Below are 18,918 nucleotides of genomic sequence, written 5' to 3' on the forward strand. Positions count from 1 at the left end.
CGGCTTTCCGGCTCAATCCACCGAGCCTACGTTCAGCGCGAAATCGAGCGAGGTGCCTGCATGCTGACCGGAAGCTGCCTTTGCCGGGGCGTCGCCTACGAGGTCGAGGCCGATGTCGAGCGGATCGTCCACTGCCATTGCCAGACCTGCCGCAAGACGCACGGCACGGCGTTCTCGTCAGTCACTGCCGTGCCGCGTGAAAAATTCCGCTGGACCCGCGGCGAGGAGCTGCTCGGCGCCTTCGAATCCTCGCCCGGCAAATTCCGCCGCTTCTGCACGCGCTGTGGCTCTCACATCATGGCCGAGCGCATGGCGCAGCCGGTCGTGCTGCTGCGCCTGGGCTGCCTCGACACGCCGATCAGCGAACACCGGCAAGTCCATATCTGGCGCAGCGACGCCGCCTCCTGGTACGACCCCAGGCGGCAGCATCCCGAGCGGCCGGAGGGCCTGACATGAGCCCGCAGGATAGCGCGCCGGAGTTCCTGTCGTTTCACGAGGACGAGCTCGCGGCGCAGCGCCTGGCCGGCCAGTCTCCCGGCCGGGCTGCGATCCGCCCCTTCATGCCCGATCAGCATCGCGCCTTCTTCGCCGGCCTGCCGTACATCTTCGCCGCCAGCCTCGACGAACGCGGCTGGCCGATCGGCACAGCGCTGACCGGTGAAACGGGCTTCATCCGCTCACCCGATCCGACGGCCCTCCGGATCGAGGCGTTTCCGCGCGAGGGCGACCCGGCGTCGCCGGGCCTGGTCGAAGGCGCAGAGATCGGCCTGATCGGCCTCGATTTCACCAACCGCCGTCGCAATCGTGCCAACGGCACGTTGGCCGTCGTCGATGACGGCTTGACCGTGCATGTTGGTCAAAGCTTCGGCAACTGCGCCCAGTACATCCAGACCCGCACGCCGTCGCCGCGCACTCCGGCCTCGACACCGATTGAAGCGCTGAGCCATCTCGACGGGACGGCGCAAGCGCTGATCGGGATATCCGACACATTCTTCGTGGCCAGCCATTCGCGCGCCGGCGTCGGTGCCGGCGGCGGCCTCGACATGTCGCACCGGGGCGGACGACCGGGATTCGTCGGCGTGGCCGGCGAGCAGCTGACGATCCCAGACTTTCGCGGCAACCGCTTCTACAACACGCTCGGCAACCTGCTCGGCGATCCGCGCGCCGGCCTGCTGTTCATCGACTTTGCCTCCGGCGACCTGCTCCAGCTCCAGGGGCGGGTCGCCATCGACTGGCACCCCGGCGCCGCGCCTGTTGGAGTCGAGCGCCTCTGGCAAATAACGATTGAGCATGCTTGGCGGCAGCGATCGGCCTTCCCGTTCAACTGGGCCTTCGGCACCTATGCCCCGACAACGTTGGCAACGGGCGTTCCCTCATCGCAGGCTCCTCTCCGCCGCTAGGGCAGGGCGTTCGCATATGGGCGCGCTTTTCATTCTCCTCCCCAGCGAAGCTGGCGAGGTGCCCCGTCACACGGGGCGGAGGGGTCATGAGCCTCAGTCCCGCTGCTCATGACCCCTCCGTCGCCGATGACGGCGACACCTCCCCAACAGAGTTGGGGAGGAAATGAGAGAGCGCCCATATGTGAACGCCCTGCCCTGCCGGCGAAGAGGAACATGAGTTGGGTGCGCTCTCCGGTCATCGCACGCGAAGACGCGCGACCATGACCTCCAGCGCGACGACATAAGAATCGACACCGAAGCCGGCGATCGAGCCAACGGCGACATCTGCGGTGACCGAGCGACGCCCCCGCTTCTCGATGTTGGTCATGTGGATCTCGATAGCCGGCACGGCGATCGCCTTCAAGCAGTCGCGCAGGCCATAACCGGCATGCAGGAAGCCGGCCGGATTGAACAGAATGCCGTCGATCCCGGCGCTGTCGGCCTGGATCCGGTCAACGGCCTCGCCTTCGTTGCTCGTGTAGAAGATGTCGAGTTCGACATCGAGCTCGGCCGCTCGCAGCAGCAGCAATGCGTCGAGCTCACGGGAGGTCGTGGTGCCGTACAGCGCAGGCTGCCGGCGGCCGAGGGACGCCATGTTGGCGCCCTGGATCAGCAGCAACTTCATGGCTTTCCGCCGTCGCAACCGGCAGCGATCACACCACCCTAGCCGAGCGCAGTGCGGTGACCTGCTCGGCGGTCATGCCGAGCACCGAGGAGAGCACGCGCTCGGTATCTTCGCCGTAGCTGGGACCGGAGCGGCCGAGCATCCCGCCGGCATAGGCCGGGCTGCGGTCGAGGCGCGCGGGGAAGCTCTTCACCGGCCAGGTGCCGATCTCGGATTGCGGCAGCTCGACCAGCCATTGCAGGTGCCGAAGCTGCGGATCCTTTTCGTACCGCTCCTCTGCCGTCTGGCAAACGCCGGCCGGGACTCCCGAGGCCTGCAGCCGGTTCATGAGGTCCGCGCCATCGAGAGTGCCTGTAGTGCCGGATATCAAATCATCGAGCGCGTCTTCATTGGCGCGCCGGTTCGTCACTCCGTCGAACCGCGGATCGTCGAGCCACTCGGGATGGCCGAGCTCGGTCGCGACCGCTTGCCATTGCTCGTCGGTGAACGCCGCGATCGCGATCCAGCTGTCCTCGCCGCGTGTCCGGTAGGCGCCATGCGGTGCGGCGAGGCGATAGGGCGAACGGTTGCCGTAGCGCGACCAGCGGCGACCGTTGACCGAGTGATCGAGCACCGCGGTTCCGGTCAGGAAGATGCCGACCTCCGCCTGCGAGGCGTCGACGTGACAGCCGCGGCCCGTCGTCGCCCGCCGGTAGAGCGCGGCGAGCGCCGCCGTCGCCATGTTGTAGGCGCCGAACCAGTCGAGATAGGAGTAGCCGATGCCGGCGGGGGGACGGGGTTCCGGCAGGCCGGACATGTCGCTGATGCCAGAGAAGGCTTGCGCCGTCGGGCCGAAGGCGCGGGCGCGACCATAGACGCCGTGCTGCCCGAACCCCGATTGCTGGAGATAGATGATGCCGGGATTCAGCTCTTTCAGGCGGGCGTAGCCCAGTCCCATCCGATCCATCGTTCCCGGCGAGTAGCCCTCGAGCACCACGTCGGCATTGCGGATGAGATCCTCGAGGATGCGCTTGCCCTCGGGCTTCTTCAGGTCGAGCGATATCCCGAGCTTGCCGGCATTGATCTCCATGAAGGAGCCGCTGCGATTGAGCCCGTCGCGGGGAGGTGTCGGCATCGTCTGCGTCGCCGCCTGCCGCTCGGCCCGCCCGCCGAGGGGGCAGGCCGCCGGCCCGAAGCGCATTCCGTCGGCGCGCGACTCGTGCTCGACCTTGATGACCTCGGCCCCCAGGGCGGCGAGGTAGCGTCCCGCGCCGGCGCTCGCGAGCATCCATCCGAGATCGACGACGCGCACACCGGAAAGGGCGAAGGGCTGGCCTGTAGGGCCTGTCTTGGCAGGCCCTCGGGCCAGGCCGCAATCGGGCGACAGCGTCGCCACCTTTCGCGCCGCCGCCCACTCTTCGATGACCGAATGCGTGTGCTCGCCGAGCCTGGGCGGCCGTCGTGCCGCGACCGTCCAAGGCGCGTCGGAACTGTACCAGCGAGCGCCGATATAGGTGTACGAAGCCCCGCTTTCCGGGTGCGGCACGTTGGCGAAGATGCCGCGCTGGATATAGTGCGGATCGCGGGCATTCTCCTCGGGGCGTCGGACAGGCGCCCACGGCAGCCCATTGTCCTGGCCGTCGCGCCACAGATCGGCATCGAAGTCCAGGCTGGCCGCGACGCGATCCACCAGCTTGCCGACCCTGGCTTCCACCTCTGCATCGAGCTGGTCGAGCTTGCCAAGGCCTTCGTCCATTCCATGTTTGGCGAGAACCGCGATGGTCCCGCGCAGGGCGTCCGAGGAATAGGTGGCCGTGGCGCGGAGATAGGTCTTGTACGGCAGGAGATACCGTCCGTCCCTGGTCTGCGCGAGGGCCGGCAGGCTCGCCGTCGTCATCGAATGCCGGCAGGTCTGCCGAAAGTGGCGCTGGCGCAGGAATATCCAGTTCGGCACGTCGCTCTCGGTATTCATGCTGACCGCTTCGTGGATGCTGAGGGACAGGTGCTGCCCCTCGCCCGTCCGCAGCCGGTGCGCGAGAGCCCCGAGCAGCGCGATCACGCTCATCTCGCCGGAGATGTGATAGGCGTGCCACATCTGGGGCGCGATGGGTGGCGTGTCGTAGCGGCCGGACGAATCAGGATCGTAGCCGCAGTTCATCATGACGCCGCCCAGCGCCAGGTGAATGAGATCGCTGCCCTTGTAGTCAGCCCACGGGCCGGTATCGCCAAACGGACTGATCCGCAGATAGATCAGTCGCGGATTTGCCGACTGCAATCGTTCGAAGGCCAGGTTTCGGTCGGCGAGATACCCACGCGGGCGCGCATCAAGCACGACATCCGCCGCCGCTGCGAGCCGAAAGAATGATGCCTGCCCGTCGGCGCCATCGAGATCGAGGACGATGCTGCGCTTGCCGAAATTGTAGTGCCAGAAATGCAGGCTTTCCTCTGGCGACGGCACGTCCCCTCGGAAAGGTCCGATCCGCCTCGTCGCTTCACCTTGCGGCGGCTCGACCTTGACGACGTCGGCACCCAATCCGGCAAGCACCCGGCCTGCATACTCTCCGGTCTCCTCCGCAAGCTCGAGCACGCGGATGCCATCGAGATAGGCACCCTCGTTCCGGCCAATGTCCGCCATGCGCCTTTTCCTTCTCAGACCTTGTCTCTCACCCGGATATGTCACCCGCGGCCAGATCGAGGGGCAAGTAGCAAGCAAGCATGGCAGCTCGTGGCCAGGAGCGCGCCACTCAACGGAGCGAGGTTCCACCGGCGAGAAACAAAAGCCCGGCCGCGCATATGACGGGCCGGGCTTTCGCAAGGCGCGCTCGGGGATGAGCTATTTGCACGGGCCCACCGCGATGACGTCAGCGTTGCGGCACGTGCGGCGACATGATGTTGCCGCGGGCATCGAGGCGATTGCCCTGACTGTCGTAGCGGAAGCCGTATTCGTCCGTGAGCGCGGTTTGACGGGGACCGGCAGCATCCATCGGGATCGGTTCCGGCCCTGTCGCATGACCTCGCTCGAGCCTGTTGTAACCCCCGGCTGCGGCGATGAGTGCGAGGGTCAGCAAAATGCGTTTCATGTGACATCTCATTTTAAGGATGATGCCCGCCGAACGTGCCCTTGCAGGACCGGTTGCGCCTACCTCCAGGGAACCATTCGTGATGTCGCCGTCACGCATCTTGTTCCCCTCCCTGCGCGAAGCGCGGGGAGGTGCCCCCGCAGGGGGCGGAGGGGTCAAGAGCCTCAGTCGAGGCGTCCGTCCATTCCAACAACACGTGTGTCGCTCATGACCCCTCCGCCCCTGCAGGGGCACCTCCCCAGCGAAGCTGGGGGAGGAGAAAGATCACCGCGGCAGAGTCGTGCTGCCCATCAGGGTCTCGTCGATCGAGCGAGCGCATTGGCGGCCTTCTCGGATCGCCCAGACGACCAGCGACTGGCCGCGGCGCATGTCGCCGGCGGCGAACAGCCGGGGCACGCTGGTCTTGTAGTCCTTTACGTTGGCCAGGATATTCCCGCGGGAATCCAGCGCGACACCGGACTGCTCGACCATGCCGGGCCTGCGCGGACCGAGGAAGCCCATGGCGAGCAGCACCAGGTCGGCCTTGAGCTCGAAACGGCTGCCTTCGATCTCCTTCATGCCGCCCTTCGACCATTCGATGCGCGCACATTCCAGCGCCGTCACCTTGCCGTCCTTGCCGACGGCGCGCTTGGTCAGCACGGCGAAGTCGCGTTCGACGCCCTCCTCGTGCGACGAGGAGGTGCGGAGCTTGAGAGGCCAGTCGGGCCAGGTCAGCTCCTTGTTTTCCCGCTCCGGCGGCCGCGGCATCACCTCGAGCTGGGTCACCGAGGCCGCGCCCTGGCGGTTCGACGTGCCGACGCAGTCCGACCCGGTATCGCCGCCGCCGATCACGATGACATGCTTGCCCTTGGCCGTGAGCGTGCCGCGAGGGGCCGCCCGCGATTCGTCGTCGCCGGCAACCCGCTTGTTCTGCTGGGTCAGGAAATCCATGGCGTAGTGGATGCCGGAGAGCTCGCGCCCGGGCACCTCGAGATCGCGCGGCCATTCCGCGCCGCCCGTCAGGGCAACGGCGTCGTAGCCTTCGAGCAGCGACTTGATGGAAAGCGTCGCCCCGACCTCGACACTGGTACGGAACTCGACGCCCTCCTGCTCCATCTGGCGCATGCGCCGATCGATCAGGTGCTTTTCCATCTTGAAATCGGGAATGCCGTAGCGCAGCAGACCGCCGATGCGGTCGGCCTTCTCGAACAGCGTCACCGCATGGCCGGCGCGCGCAAGCTGCTGGGCGCACGCCATGCCGGCCGGCCCGGAGCCGACCACGGCGATGCGCTTGCCGGTCTTGCGCGCCTGAATCAGCGGGACGATCCACCCTTCCTGCCAGCCGCGATCGACGATGCCGCATTCGATCGATTTGATGGTGACCGGGTTGTCGTCGATGTTGAGCGTGCACGAGGCTTCGCACGGCGCCGGACAGATGCGCCCGGTGAACTCAGGGAAGTTGTTGGTCGAGTGCAGCGACTCGAGCGCGTCGCGCCAGCGATCGCGCCGCACCAGCTCGTTCCAGTCGGGGATCAGGTTATTGACCGGGCAGCCGTTGTGGCAGAACGGAATGCCACAATCCATGCAGCGCGCGCCCTGCTGCGACAGCTCGGCCGGCGCCAGGCCGAGCACGAACTCCTGCCAATTCTTGAGGCGCTTCTCGACCTTCTCGTAAGGCCGATCCTTGCGCTCGATCTCCAGGAAGCCGGTGGGAAGACCCATGGCTTGCAAACTCCCCCATCTTGTCCATGCGTCAAGGCGACGGTCGCTGGGCCGCCCGCCCCGGCATGAGGTTCATGCAATTGCCCGCCGCCGGGCAGCTCTACTCCGCCGCCACCGCTTTCGCCGCCGCGCGGTCTTTCGCCTGCAGCAAGGCCCGCTTGTAGTCCCTGGGCATCACCTTGATGAAACTGCGCAGGGCAGAGTCCCAATCGTCCAGGAGCTCGCGCGCCCGCGCGCTGCCGGTGTGCAGGAGATGCCGCTCGACGAGGATACGCAGGCGCTCCGCATCGAAGGCCAGCACGTCGCCCATGCCCGTGTCGTCGGCGTTGAGCGCGCGCTGGCGCGGCCGGCCCGGACTGTCGCGATCGCCCGACGCCGGGGCAACCGACTCCAGCTCGACCATCGACATGTTGCAAAGCTCGCGGAAGCGCGCCTTGGGATCGTAGACATAGGCGATTCCGCCCGACATGCCCGCGGCGAAGTTGCGTCCGGTGTCGCCCAGCACCACCACCACGCCGCCGGTCATGTATTCGCAGCCGTGATCGCCGGTGCCTTCGACGACGCATACCGCGCCCGAATTGCGCACGGCAAAGCGCTCGCCGGCGACGCCTTCGAAATAGGCCTCGCCGCCGATGGCGCCGTAGAGCACGGTATTGCCGACAATGATGTTGTGCAGCGGATCGCGGTTGGTGCCTGCAGGCTGACGCACCACCACACGACCGCCCGACAGCCCCTTGCCGACATAGTCGTTGGCATCGCCCGTCAGATCGAGCGAGATGCCGTGCGCCAGGAAGGCGCCGAAGCTCTGGCCGGCGGTGCCGGTGAGCTTCACCGAGATCGTATCCTCGGGCAAGCCGGCATGGCCGTGACGCTTGGCAAGCTCGCCCGACAGCATGGCGCCGACCGTTCGGTTGACGTTGCTGATCGGCAGCTCGATCTGCATCGGCTCGCCCTTCTCGAGCGCCGGCTCAGCCGCCTCGATCAGCTTGTGGTCGAGCGCCTTGTCGAGGCCATGGTTCTGCTGCTCGCAGTTCCAGATCGCCACGCCTTCGCGCGCCGGCGCGACGTGCAGCAGGCGCGACAGGTCGACACCGCCCGCCTTCCAGTGATCGACCGCGCGATGCATGTCGAGCCGATCGACCCGGCCGATCATCTCGTTCAGCGTGCAGAAGCCCAGGCGCGCCATGATCTCGCGCAGCTCCTCGGCGACGAAAAAGAAGTAGTTGATGACGTGCTCGGGCTGCCCTGTGAAGCGCTTGCGCAGCACCGGGTCCTGGGTCGCCACGCCGACCGGGCAGGTGTTGAGATGGCACTTGCGCATCATGATGCAGCCGGCAGCGATCAGCGGCGCGGTGGCGAAGCCGAACTCGTCCGCGCCCAGCATGGCGCCGATGGCAACATCGCGGCCGGTGCGCAGGCCGCCGTCAACCTGGACGGCGATGCGGCCGCGCAAGCCGTTCAGCACCAGCGTCTGCTGGGTCTCGGCGAGGCCGATCTCCCACGGCGAGCCGGCATGGGTGAGCGAGGTCAGCGGCGAGGCGCCGGTGCCGCCCTCGAAGCCCGAGATGGTGACGTGGTCGGCGCGTGCCTTGCTGACGCCCGCGGCGACCGTGCCCACGCCGACCTCGGAGACCAGCTTGACCGAGACTCGCGCCCGCGGATTGACGTTCTTCAGGTCGTGGATGAGCTGGGCCAGATCCTCGATCGAGTAGATGTCATGGTGCGGCGGCGGCGAGATCAGGCCGACACCGGGCGTCGAGCGGCGCACCCGGGCGATGTTCTCGTCGACCTTGTGGCCGGGCAGCTGGCCGCCCTCGCCGGGCTTGGCGCCCTGCGCCATCTTGATCTGCAGGTCGTCGGCATTGACCAAATATTCGGCCGACACGCCGAAGCGGCCCGACGCCACCTGCTTGATGGCAGAGCGCATCGAATCGCCGTTGGGCAGCGGCTTGAAGCGATCGGCTTCCTCGCCACCCTCGCCGGTGTTCGACTTGCCGCCGATCCGATTCATGGCGATCGCCAGCGTGGTGTGCGCCTCGCGGCTGATCGAGCCAAAGCTCATGGCGCCGGTGGCGAAGCGGCGGACGATGTTGGCAGCCGGCTCGACCTCGTCGATCGAGAGCGGCGCATCGGCCCACTTGAACTGCATCAGGCCGCGGATGGTCAGCAGCCGCTCGCTCTGCTCGTTGATCGATGCGGCGAACGCCTTGTACTCGTCCGATGAATTGCCACGCACGGCGTGCTGCAGCCTGGCGACCGACTGCGGCGTCCAGGCATGGTCCTCGCCGCGCAGGCGGAAGGCGTAGTCGCCGCCCGGATCGAGCATGGCGCGGTAGATCGGGTTGTCGCCGTAGGCGTCGCGATGGCGACGCACCGTCTCCTCGGCGATCTCCTGCCAGCCGGCGCCTTCGATGGTGGTGGCGGTGCCGGTGAAATACTTCTCGACGAAGCCCGAATGCAGGCCGACCGCGTCGAAGATCTGGGCGCCGCAATAGGACTGATAGGTCGAGATGCCCATCTTGGACATGACCTTCAGGAGGCCCTTGCCGACCGCCTTGATGTAGTTCTTCTGCACCTCGTAGGCCTTGAGCGGCAGGCCGTTCTGGACCCTGAGCTGCTCCAGCGTCTCGAAGGCGAGATAGGGGTTCACCGCCTCGGCGCCGTAGCCGGCCAGGCAGCAGAAATGATGAACCTCGCGGACCTCGCCCGATTCGACGACGAGGCCGGTCTGGGTGCGCAGGCCGCGTCGGATCAGGTGATGGTGCACGGCGGCGGTCGCCAGCAAGGCCGGGATCGGCACCCGCTCGGGTGACACCGCGCGATCCGACAGGATCAGGATGTTGCGGTCGGCCAGCACGCAATCTGTCGCCTCGGCGCAGACCCGATCGAGCGCGTCCTCGAGGCCGGCCGCGCCCTCCGACGCCGGCCAGGTCGTATCGATGGTTGCGGTGCGGAAGGCGCCGTCGAGCAGCTCCTCGATCGAGCGGATCTTCTCGAGCTCGGCATTGGTCAGGACGGGCTGCGAGACTTCGAGGCGCTTGTGCGTGCCCGCTTGGCGGCCGAGCAGGTTGGGCCGCGGGCCGATCATCGACACCAGCGACATCACCAGCTCCTCGCGGATCGGGTCGATCGGCGGGTTGGTGACCTGGGCGAAGTTCTGCTTGAAGTAGTTGTAGAGCAGCTTGGGCTTGCGCGAGAGCACGGCGATCGGCGTGTCGGTGCCCATCGAGCCGACCGGATCGTCCGGCTCCTTGCTCATCGGCTCGAGGAAGAACTGGACGTCCTCCTGCGTGTAGCCGAAGGCCTGCTGGCGATCGAGCAAGGTCGTCGGATCGTTCGACGGCGCCGGCACCGGCTGCTCGGGCATCTCCGACAGTTCCTCGAGCTTGTGCTGGGTCTCCTTCAGCCACTCCTCGTAAGGCTCGGCCTCGGCCAGGGTGCGCTTCAGCTCCTCGTCCTCGACGATGCGGCCCTGCTCGAGATCGATCAGCAGCATCTTGCCGGGCTGCAGGCGCCACTTGCGCACGATCTTCTCTTCCGGGATCGGCAGCACGCCGGCCTCGGAAGCCATCACGACCTGATCGTCGTCGGTGACCAGAAAGCGCGCCGGCCGCAGGCCGTTGCGGTCGAGCGTGGCGCCGATCTGCCGGCCGTCGGTGAAGGCGATGCAGGCCGGGCCATCCCATGGCTCCATGAGGGCCGCGTGGTACTCGTAGAAGGCCTTGCGCTTGGCATCCATCAGAGGATTGCCGGCCCACGCCTCCGGGATGAGCATCATCATGGCATGCGAGAGCGAATAGCCGCCGGCGACCAGCAGCTCCAGCGCATTGTCGACGCACGCCGTGTCGGACTGGCCGTGCGGGATGATCGGCCACATCTTGTCGAGGTCAGCGCCGATCAAGTCGGATTCCATGGTGCGCCGGCGGGCATACATCCAGTTGACGTTGCCGCGCACGGTGTTGATCTCGCCATTGTGGGCGATGAAGCGATAGGGATGCGCCAGCCGCCATGACGGGAAGGTGTTGGTCGAGAAGCGCTGATGCACGAGGCACAGCGCCGACTCGGTCAGCGGATTGCGCAGATCCTCGTAGAAGCTCTCGACCTGGGGCGCCAGCAACAGGCCCTTGTAGACCACAGTTCGCGTCGAGAAGGACGGCATGTAGAGCTGCGGCAGGCCTGGCAGCTGATGCTTTTTCGCGAGGTCGGTGAGCGGATTCTGGGTTTGCTTGCGGATCGCCAGGATCTTTCGCTCGAAGGCGTCCTGGTCGGCGAGCTTGGCACCACGTCCGACGATCGCCATGCGGATCACCGGCATGCGCTCGATCACCGCCTTGCCGAGCCCTGCCGTGTCCGTCGGAACGTCCCGCCAGCCGATCAGCTTCTGCTTCTCGACCTTGATGAAATGCTCGAGCCGTTTGATGGCGAAAGTCCGCGAGGCTTCGTCCTGCGGCAGGAAGCACATCGCCACGGCGTAGCTGCCGGGTGCCGGCAGATCGAGCCCTTCCCGGCCGGCCCAGTCACGCAGCAGAGCGTCCGGGATCTGGATCATGCAGCCGGCGCCGTCGCCGACCAGCGGATCGGCGCCGACGGCGCCGCGATGGTCCAGGTTGACCAGGATGCTCAGGCCCTGGCGCACGATGGCATGCGATTTCCGGCCCTTGATGTCGGCCACGAAGCCGACGCCGCAGGAATCATGCTCGTTGCGCGGGTCGTAAAGTCCTTGTCTTTCCGGCAGATCCATCACTTTGTTCCATTCCCGCCTTCGGCGCAGGATTTCCCAAGATGCAGGTGTCATGGCATTATTAGCCCGGCAGCGGGGCCGGACGAAAGCGTTTGTTGCGCCGCGAAAGGCGCTGTAGGTTGCCACCGCAGCCTGGGGGAGATGGTCGGTTCAATGTCGCTTGCGCTACTTCGCCGTCTGGCCGCCGGCCTCACCGTTCTGGCGCCCGCCCTCGGGCTTGCCGGTTGCGGACCGAGCGTCAACCAGGCTTGGAACGGACCGGGCTGGTACCTGCAGAAACCCTACCTGACGGTGCTGGGTGGGCCGGAGTATTTCGGCGGTCCCTATACCTACGACAAGTGCGAGGAAGAGCGCATCAGGCTACCCGCCGAGACAGCAACCCAGATGCTCTGCGTCCGCGAGAACCGCAAGCCGGACCGCTACGGGTTCTACTGATCATTCCCGCCTCCCAGCCTCGCTGGGGAAATAGTTGAAGCCACCCGGGTCGCCGGCACGACCGAAAAAGCCGATGTAAAGGCCCTCGAGTTGGCTCGTCACCGGCGGCGGCAAGCCGATGCTGATCTCCGCGGGAGTGCCCGGTCGCTGAAGATGCAGTTGGCATAGCTGCTGTTGATGGCAATCGTCATGCCGTCATTGGGCAAGATGTCGGAGCCGCTCCGGTCCATGTCGATCGAGTTGCCGACAGTCACGTCGCCGTGACCTGCAACACGGAACTTGACAGTAACGTCACTACCGAAAAAGGACTACGCCGCCGAGCGCAGGTGCGTGCCGTCTCCGAGGAAGGCGCCAAGCGATCGGAAGAGCACGGCGCGGTCGAGGCCGTCGACGATGAACACGAGCCGGGATCGCCGATCCTCGTCGGGCCACGCCGCCATATGGACTGGCGGATGGACGAGACGTTGAACACCGTGCACGGCGACCGGCGTCACCGAGCCGGCGACGTTCAGGATGCCCTTCACGCGCAACACGCGTTCGCCGTGGCGATTAAGCAGCATGCTCAACCACAGGCCGAACCGTGTCCAATCGACCGGCCTATCGAAAGCCAGGGCGAACGCCCGGAAGGTCTCCTCATGCGGCGATGGGCCGAGGCTTGCCGGGACCCCGAGTTCGGCGGCCAACAGACGGCGCGCCGCCTCGTTGCGGCCGGCCGTTGCAAAGAGGTCGTGGGACAGCAGCGCACCGGCATCGAGCGGCGCTGCGGCCGCCTGCCACAAGGGCGCCGAGGGGTTGAGTTGGCGCAATCGGATCACCAAGGCGGCAATCTCGTCGGCGTCCGCGAGATCGGTCTTGGTGAGCACCAAGCGGTCGGCCATGGCGACCTGCAGGGCGCTCTCGCGATGGCGGCCGAGCTGCGCCGCGCCGTTCACGGCATCGACCGTCGTGATGACGTTGCCGGGCCGGAAATGATGGCGCAGCACCGGGTCGGCCTGGAGGGTCGACAGGATCGGGAACGGATCGGCAAGCCCGGTGCTCTCGACTACCAGCCGGCGAAACGGCGGCACCGTCGCATCCTCGCGTCGCTCGTGCAGGTCCCTGATGGCAGCAGCGAGCTCGCCACGGATGGTGCAGCAAAGGCAGCCGGACGACAGCAGCACCATGGTCTCATCGATGCGCTCGAGCAGGTGATGGTCGAGCCCGACCTCGCCGAATTCGTTGATCAGCACCGCCGAGTCGGCGAGCGCCGGATCGGCCAGCAGGCGCTGCAGCAGGGTGGTCTTGCCCGAGCCCAGGAATCCCGTGATCAGATTGACCGGCGTGAAGACAGGCACGTTCACGTCCGCTTCCCTCGCCAGGGCATTCTCATACGGCGAGAAAAGCCGTCATCCCGAGCGGCGCCGTCCGTAGCGCGGCCCAGTCGAGGGACCTGTCTTGTCGAAGCTGCAAGAAGAAAAGTCCCTCCTCTACGCCGCGCTGCGCGCGGCGCCGCTCGGGATGACAGCTTTCTTGTCATTTGCGAATGCCCTGCTCCTCCAGCCTCGCGATCAGCGCCGGGTCGAGCGGATCGCAGGGCCGGCCGAGCAGCTTCTCGGCGGTCGCCCAGAGATGGCCGAGATGGTCGACCATCTCGCTCTTGCCGGTGGCCGTCGACAGGACGAACGCGCTCGCCTGCCAGTCGCTGAGCGAGAGCCCGTAGGCGGCGAGGATGCGGTTGGCGCCGGCGACCAGCTGCACGCGGTCGCGCCGCCGGTCGACGGGATCGGCATTGCGCGTGAACACGCCGGGCCGGGCGACGGCGTCGGTCCAGTGGCCGGCGCCGCCCAGCACGCCGCACAGCGCGCACACGCGGGCTTACCCCTTCTTGCGCGGGAAGCGGCGCGCGAAATCGTCGGCCATCTCGTTCATGGTGACGAAGCGCACGCCGGGATGGCCGATCATGTGATGGTAGAGCCGCTCCAGCATCATCAGCACATGCGGCCGCCCCGACACGTCGGGATGGATCGTCATCGGGAACACGGCGTAGTCGTACTCGCGATAGACCCAGTCGAACTGGTCGCGCCACATCTCCTCGATGTCGCGCGGATTGACGAAGCCGTGGCTGTTGGGCGACTTCTTGATGAACATCATCGGCGGCAGGTCGTCGAGGTACCAGCTCGCCGGGATCTCGATCAGGTCGGTTTCCTGGCCGCGCTGCAGCGGCACCATCCAGTCACTGGGCTTTTTGGCATAGTCGATCTTGGTCCAGCGATCGCCCACCCGCACGTAGTACGGCGTGTGGTCGTTGTGCATCAGCGAATGGTCGTACTTGATGCCGCGCTCGAGCAGCAGCTCGTTGGTGACCGGCGAGAACTCCCACCACGGCGCGACATAGCCGGTCGGCCGCTTGCCCGACAGCCTGGTCACGAGATCGATGCACTTGTCGAGGATCTCGGTCTCCTGGGCGCGCGTCATGGCGATCGGGTTCTCGTGGCTGTAGCCATGGATGCCAATCTCGTGGCCGGCATCGGCGACGGCCTTCATCTCTCTGGGAAAGGTCTCGATCGAATGACCGGGAATGAACCACGTCGTCTTGATGCCCAGCCGCTCGAACATCCGCAGCAGGCGCGGGCTGCCGACCTCGCCGGCGAACAGGCCGCGCGAGATGTCGTCAGGCGAGTCCTCGCCGCCATAGCTGCCGAGCCAGCCGGCGACGGCATCGACGTCGATCCCGAATCCGCAGAGAATTTCCTTGGGCATCCCGCTGTTCCTCCTGGTTCACTCGCGTCACGCGAGCAAGAAGCGTTCCGAGGCGGCGGACCTGCCGCAGACCCGTGGTGTCCGCAAGAGGAAAGGTCTCTCGCTGCGCTCGGGATGACACCATCGCCGTCGTCACGGTACTGGTGTCATCCCGAGCGCAGCGAGGGACCTTTCCTCTCGTCGGCGCTGGCGGGTCAGTCGGGCATTGTCGCACTGAGCCCGAGCATGGCGCGTCGGCGCAGCCATTGGCTCGGCCGGTAGCGATCATCGCCGGTAATGGCCTGCATCTGCACCAGGATCTCGTGGCACTCCTTGACGCCAAGCCAATCGGCGAGCGCCAGCGGCCCGCGCGGGTAGTTGAGGCCGAGCGTCATCGCGGTGTCGACGTCCTGTGCCGAGGCGATGCCGATCATCGCCATCTCGCAGCCGAGATTGGCGATCATGGCGCACATGCGCTGGGCGATGAAGCCGGGCGAATCCCTGATGACCGTCACCTTGGCGCCCGACTTGGCGAGCAGCGCGACGACCGATTCGAGCGCCGCGCCATCGGCGCCGGGCGCGGTCATGACGGTGAGACGCTTGGCGGTGTCGCCGGTGAGGTCGACGGCAATCGTGCGGCGCGGATCGAGGGCCAGCTCGACCGCCGTCGTGGTGCAATCCTTGCCGATCGGCGCCACCAGGATCGGGCTCTTGCCGTCATCGGCGCCCAGCATGCGCGCGCCGTCCGAGGCGATCAGTCCGGTCAGCTTCTTGTTGTGCGTATCCATGATGACGACGCTGCTCGCCGGCAAGGCCGACGTCACGTGGTCGGCGCCGGGATCGACCTTGGCGCCCTTGTCGTCATAGGCGAACCAGCCACCGCCGGTCTTGCGGCCGAGCCGGCCGGCCTGGAACAGGCTCTCGTGATAGGGGCTCGGCGTCATGCGCCGGTCGTGGAAGAAGCCCTCGTAGATGATCTTGCGCGCCGGGAAGTTCACATCGATGCCGGTGAGGTCCATCAGCTCGAACGGCCCCATGCGGAAGCCGCAGGTATCGCGCATCACGGCGTCGACCTGGGAAGGCGTCGCCCTTCCCTCCTGGACGATGCGCAGCCCCTCGGTGCCGATCGCCGTGCCGCCGAGATTGACCAGGAAGCCCGGCGTGTCGCCGACCACCACCGGCACGCGCGTCTGGCGCTTGCCGAGCTCGCTCATCGCGGCGACCACCCACTGCGCCGTGTCGGCGGCACGGATGACCTCGACCAGCTTCATCAGCGGAACGGGATTGAAATAGTGCATGCCGCACACCCGGTCGCGATGCTTCAGTGCGCGGGCGATCGAGGCGATGCGAATCGACGAGGTGTTGGACGCCAGGATCGCCTCGGGCGCCACCACGGCCTCGAGCTCGCCGAACAGCTTCTGCTTGACCTCGAGATTCTCGAACACCGCTTCGACCACGACATGACAGCCGGCGAGATCGGAAAGCTTGTCGGCCACGGTGAGGTTGGCTTCCGTCCTGGCGAGGTCGGCGTCGCTCAGCCGCCCGCGCGCCACGAGTCCCTTCAGGGTCTCGAGGATGGCGCCGCGCGCCTTGGCGCCGCCGCCCGGCGCGGCGTCGAACATGATCGCCTTGATGCCACCCTGCGCCGTCACCTGGGCGATGCCGCGCCCCATGGCGCCGGTGCCGACGACGCCGACGCAGAGATCGGGGCGATTGATGTCGAGAGTCATCTGCTATCCTTCACATTGCCCATCCTTCGAGACGCCGCGCTACGCGCGGCTCCTCGGGATGAGGTTGGTCTGCTGCAACACAATAGCCTCATCCTGAGGAGCGGCCCGAAGGACCGCGTCCCGGAGGGTCCGATATACTTAGCTCTTCCCTGCATACCCAGCCGTCTTCAGCCCACCCGTGATCTCGTCGATGGCGGAGGGGTCCTCGATGGTGGCCGGCATCTTCCACGGCTCGCCGTCGGCGATCTTCTGCATGGTGCCGCGCAGGATCTTGCCGGAGCGTGTCTTGGGCAGACGCGGCACCACGATGGCGGTCTTGAAGAAGGCGACCGGGCCGATGCGGTCGCGCACCAGCTGGACGACCTCGCGCACCGTGTCCTGGTGCGGGCGATCGATGCCGGCCTTCAGGACCAGGAAGCCGAACGGTACCTGCCCCTTGAGCTCGTCGGCGACGCCGATCACGGCGCATTCGGCGACGTCGCTGTGGGAGCCCAGCACCTCCTCGATCTGGCCGGTCGACAGGCGGTGGCCTGCCACGTTGATCACGTCGTCGACGCGAGTCATCACCGAGACGTAGCCGTCGTCGTCGATGAAGCCGGCATCGCCGGTCTTGTAGTAGCCGGGGAACTCCACGAAGTAGCCTTGGCGGAAGCGCTCGTCGGCATTCCACAGAGTCGGGAATGTGCCGGGCGGCAGGGGCAGCTTGGCGGCCAAGGCGCCGACCTCGCCACGCTTCATCGGCGAACCGTGCTCGTCGAGCACCTCGAGCTGCCAGCCCGGCGAGGGCACCGAGCAGGAGCCCGGCTTGATCGGCATCGCCTCGAGGCCGACGAAGTTGCCGCAAATGGCCCAGCCCGTTTCGGTCTGCCACCAATGGTCGACGATCGGCACGCCCAGCAGCGTCTGCGCCCATTCGATCGTCGGCGGATCGCCGCGCTCGCCGGCGAGGAATAGCGTGCGGAACTGCGAAAGATCGTAGTTCTTCAAGAGCTTGCCCTCTGGGTCTTCCTTCTTGATGGCGCGGAAGGCGGTCGGCGCGGTGAACAGTGCCATCGCCTTGTGCTCCGAGATGACCCGCCAGAAGGCGCCGGCATCGGGCGTCCCCACCGGCTTGCCCTCGTACAGCACGGTCGTCGCGCCATGGATCAGCGGACCGTAGACGATGTAGCTGTGGCCGACCACCCAGCCCACGTCCGAAGCGCACCACCAGACCTCGCCGGGCCGCACGCCGTAGAGGTAGCGCATGCTCCAGGCCAGCGCGACGCAGTAGCCGCCGTTGTCGCGCACCACGCCCTTGGGCAGTCCGGTCGTGCCTGACGTGTAGAGGATGTACAGCGGATCGGTCGCCTTGACCGGCACGCAGCCGTGCGGCGGCGCCGCCTCGACTGTCTCGGTCCAGTCGAGATCGCGTCCCTTGACCATGCCGGCGGGCGCCTGCCAGCGCTGGAAGACGATGCAGCACGGCACCTTGTGGTTGGCGAGCTCGATCGCCTGGTCGAGCAATGGCTTGTACTGCACCACCCGGCCCGGCTCGATGCCGCACGATGCGGTCAGCACCAGCTTGGGCGTGCAATCGTCGATGCGGGTCGCCAGCTCGTTGGCGGCAAAGCCGCCAAACACCACCGAATGCACCGCCCCCAGCCGGGCGCAGGCCAGCATGGCCATCACCGCCTCGGGAACCATCGGCATGTAGATGATCACGCGGTCACCCTTGCGCACGCCCTGCGCCGCGATGGCGCCGGCGAGCTTCGCCACCTGGTCGCGCAGCTCGCGATAGGTGAGCTTCTTCTTCCGCGTGGTGACCGGCGAATCGTAGATCAGCGCGACCTGCTCGCCGCGGCCGCGCTGCACATGGCGGTCGAGCGCGTTGTAGCAGGTGTTGAGCTCGGCGCCGGGGAACCAGCGGTAGAATGGCGGATCGGACGCATCCAGCACCTTGTCCCACGGCCGCGTCCAGTCGATGGCGGCGGCCTGCTCGGCCCAGAAGGCGGCAGGATCGCTCAACGAGCGTGCGTGCAGCGCGCGGTAGGTGTCACCCACGGCCATGGCGGCGTCCCCTTCGTTGTCTCGGCGACAGGCTTAGCCCCGCGCGCAGAACCTCGCAATGCGCGATGGTTGGCCATGCAAGCTGGGGTCGGCCATCCAGATCGGCCTGGCTTACCGCACGCCCCGATCTCACCAGCAGCTTTCCCGTCTGGCTCTCTTCCGGACCGCGAGCGTCTCGCTCGCTCTTACTCATGACTCACGAGCTCTTCTGGATCGCGGACCAGATACCCGCGGCCCGGAAGATCATGAGCGAGCGGGACGCTCGCGGTTCGGAAGACGAAGAGCATGAGCCGGCAAAACGTCCGCGGTCCGTATGAGGGCCGCAGGAATGGCGCGTTCCCAGCCATGAGTATAGGTCATACGGTCGAAGCCGCGGAACGGAAGGACCATCGGCGAACTCGTGGACCCTCGCAAGCGGGCCGTG

At 66.8% G+C, this 18,918-nt stretch carries 13 protein-coding genes; 3 read left to right on the plus strand and 10 right to left on the minus strand.

Annotated features, from left to right (window positions below; genetic code table 11):
* The first annotated feature begins 60 nt into the window (after positions 1-60).
* A complete protein-coding gene (locus tag ACILR9_RS26255) occupies positions 61-456 on the plus strand; it encodes a GFA family protein (protein ID WP_395712933.1) in 396 nt (131 codons plus the stop codon).
* Positions 453-1,400 carry a pyridoxamine 5'-phosphate oxidase family protein gene (locus ACILR9_RS26260; RefSeq protein ID WP_395712934.1) on the plus strand — a complete coding sequence of 316 codons (948 nt, stop codon included), beginning with the start codon at positions 453-455 and terminating at the stop codon, positions 1,398-1,400. The genes ACILR9_RS26255 and ACILR9_RS26260 overlap by 4 nt, the downstream gene beginning before the upstream one ends.
* A 235-nt stretch (positions 1,401-1,635) precedes the next feature.
* Here ACILR9_RS26260 and ACILR9_RS26265 read toward each other — a convergent pair whose 3' ends face one another.
* The 5 genes from ACILR9_RS26265 to gltB all read right to left on the minus strand — a co-directional run bounded on the left by ACILR9_RS26265 (position 1,636) and on the right by gltB (position 11,619).
* Positions 1,636-2,064: a type II 3-dehydroquinate dehydratase gene (locus ACILR9_RS26265; RefSeq protein ID WP_395712935.1), complete on the minus strand. Its 429-nt coding sequence runs from the start codon at positions 2,062-2,064 to the stop codon at positions 1,636-1,638.
* Between the two features lie 28 nt (positions 2,065-2,092).
* On the minus strand, positions 2,093-4,678 hold the full coding sequence (locus ACILR9_RS26270) for a CoA transferase (RefSeq protein WP_395712936.1): 2,586 nt from the start codon (positions 4,676-4,678) through the stop codon (positions 2,093-2,095).
* Positions 4,679-4,904: 226 nt separating this feature from the next.
* Positions 4,905-5,222 carry a hypothetical protein gene (locus tag ACILR9_RS26275; RefSeq protein ID WP_395712937.1) on the minus strand — a complete coding sequence of 106 codons (318 nt, stop codon included), beginning with the start codon at positions 5,220-5,222 and terminating at the stop codon, positions 4,905-4,907.
* A gap of 165 nt (positions 5,223-5,387) precedes the next feature.
* Positions 5,388-6,824 carry a glutamate synthase subunit beta gene (locus ACILR9_RS26280; RefSeq protein WP_395712938.1) on the minus strand — a complete coding sequence of 479 codons (1,437 nt, stop codon included), beginning with the start codon at positions 6,822-6,824 and terminating at the stop codon, positions 5,388-5,390.
* Between the two features lie 100 nt (positions 6,825-6,924).
* The gene (gene gltB / locus ACILR9_RS26285) at positions 6,925-11,619 is read right to left on the minus strand and encodes a glutamate synthase large subunit (RefSeq protein ID WP_395712939.1); all 4,695 of its coding nucleotides are present in this window, start codon (positions 11,617-11,619) and stop codon (positions 6,925-6,927) included.
* A gap of 99 nt (positions 11,620-11,718) precedes the next feature.
* Here gltB and ACILR9_RS26290 point away from each other — a divergent pair, with 99 nt between their 5' ends.
* On the plus strand, positions 11,719-12,000 hold the full coding sequence (locus ACILR9_RS26290; protein ID WP_395712940.1) for a hypothetical protein: 282 nt from the start codon (positions 11,719-11,721) through the stop codon (positions 11,998-12,000).
* A gap of 308 nt (positions 12,001-12,308) precedes the next feature.
* On the opposite strand, the gene ACILR9_RS26295 is transcribed toward ACILR9_RS26290, so the two are convergent.
* From ACILR9_RS26295 to ACILR9_RS26315, 5 genes are all read right to left on the minus strand, one after another.
* Positions 12,309-13,340, minus strand: coding sequence for a CobW family GTP-binding protein (locus ACILR9_RS26295; protein ID WP_395712941.1), 1,032 nt, complete (start codon positions 13,338-13,340; stop codon positions 12,309-12,311).
* A gap of 172 nt (positions 13,341-13,512) precedes the next feature.
* Positions 13,513-13,848: a hypothetical protein gene (locus tag ACILR9_RS26300; RefSeq protein WP_395712942.1), complete on the minus strand. Its 336-nt coding sequence runs from the start codon at positions 13,846-13,848 to the stop codon at positions 13,513-13,515.
* A 6-nt stretch (positions 13,849-13,854) separates the two neighbouring features.
* Positions 13,855-14,739: a polysaccharide deacetylase gene (locus ACILR9_RS26305; RefSeq protein WP_395712943.1), complete on the minus strand. Its 885-nt coding sequence runs from the start codon at positions 14,737-14,739 to the stop codon at positions 13,855-13,857.
* Positions 14,740-14,933: 194 nt separating this feature from the next.
* Positions 14,934-16,448 carry a 3-hydroxyacyl-CoA dehydrogenase gene (locus ACILR9_RS26310; RefSeq protein ID WP_395712944.1) on the minus strand — a complete coding sequence of 505 codons (1,515 nt, stop codon included), beginning with the start codon at positions 16,446-16,448 and terminating at the stop codon, positions 14,934-14,936.
* A 138-nt stretch (positions 16,449-16,586) separates the two neighbouring features.
* Entirely contained in the window at positions 16,587-18,494 is a 1,908-nt protein-coding gene (locus ACILR9_RS26315) for a propionyl-CoA synthetase (RefSeq protein WP_395712945.1), read from the minus strand.
* Positions 18,495-18,918 lie beyond the last annotated feature (424 nt).

This window comes from Reyranella sp., assembly GCF_044224635.1.
GTDB lineage: Bacteria > Pseudomonadota > Alphaproteobacteria > Reyranellales > Reyranellaceae > Reyranella.

Bases quoted from the DNA above. Each gene is read 5' to 3' on its own strand.
- ACILR9_RS26275 (WP_395712937.1), bottom strand. From the start codon at position 5,222: ATGCGTGACGGCGACATCACGAATGGTTCCCTGGAGGTAGGCGCAACC.
- ACILR9_RS26255 (WP_395712933.1), top strand. From the start codon at position 61: ATGCTGACCGGAAGCTGCCTTTGCCGGGGCGTCGCCTACGAGGTCGAG.
- ACILR9_RS26290 (WP_395712940.1), top strand. From the start codon at position 11,719: ATGTCGCTTGCGCTACTTCGCCGTCTGGCCGCCGGCCTCACCGTTCTG.
- ACILR9_RS26305 (WP_395712943.1), bottom strand. From the start codon at position 14,739: ATGCCCAAGGAAATTCTCTGCGGATTCGGGATCGACGTCGATGCCGTC.
- gltB (WP_395712939.1), bottom strand. From the start codon at position 11,619: ATGACACCTGCATCTTGGGAAATCCTGCGCCGAAGGCGGGAATGGAAC.
- ACILR9_RS26260 (WP_395712934.1), top strand. From the start codon at position 453: ATGAGCCCGCAGGATAGCGCGCCGGAGTTCCTGTCGTTTCACGAGGAC.
- ACILR9_RS26310 (WP_395712944.1), bottom strand. From the start codon at position 16,448: ATGACTCTCGACATCAATCGCCCCGATCTCTGCGTCGGCGTCGTCGGC.
- ACILR9_RS26270 (WP_395712936.1), bottom strand. From the start codon at position 4,678: ATGGCGGACATTGGCCGGAACGAGGGTGCCTATCTCGATGGCATCCGC.
- ACILR9_RS26280 (WP_395712938.1), bottom strand. From the start codon at position 6,824: ATGGGTCTTCCCACCGGCTTCCTGGAGATCGAGCGCAAGGATCGGCCT.
- ACILR9_RS26315 (WP_395712945.1), bottom strand. From the start codon at position 18,494: ATGGCCGTGGGTGACACCTACCGCGCGCTGCACGCACGCTCGTTGAGC.
- ACILR9_RS26265 (WP_395712935.1), bottom strand. From the start codon at position 2,064: ATGAAGTTGCTGCTGATCCAGGGCGCCAACATGGCGTCCCTCGGCCGC.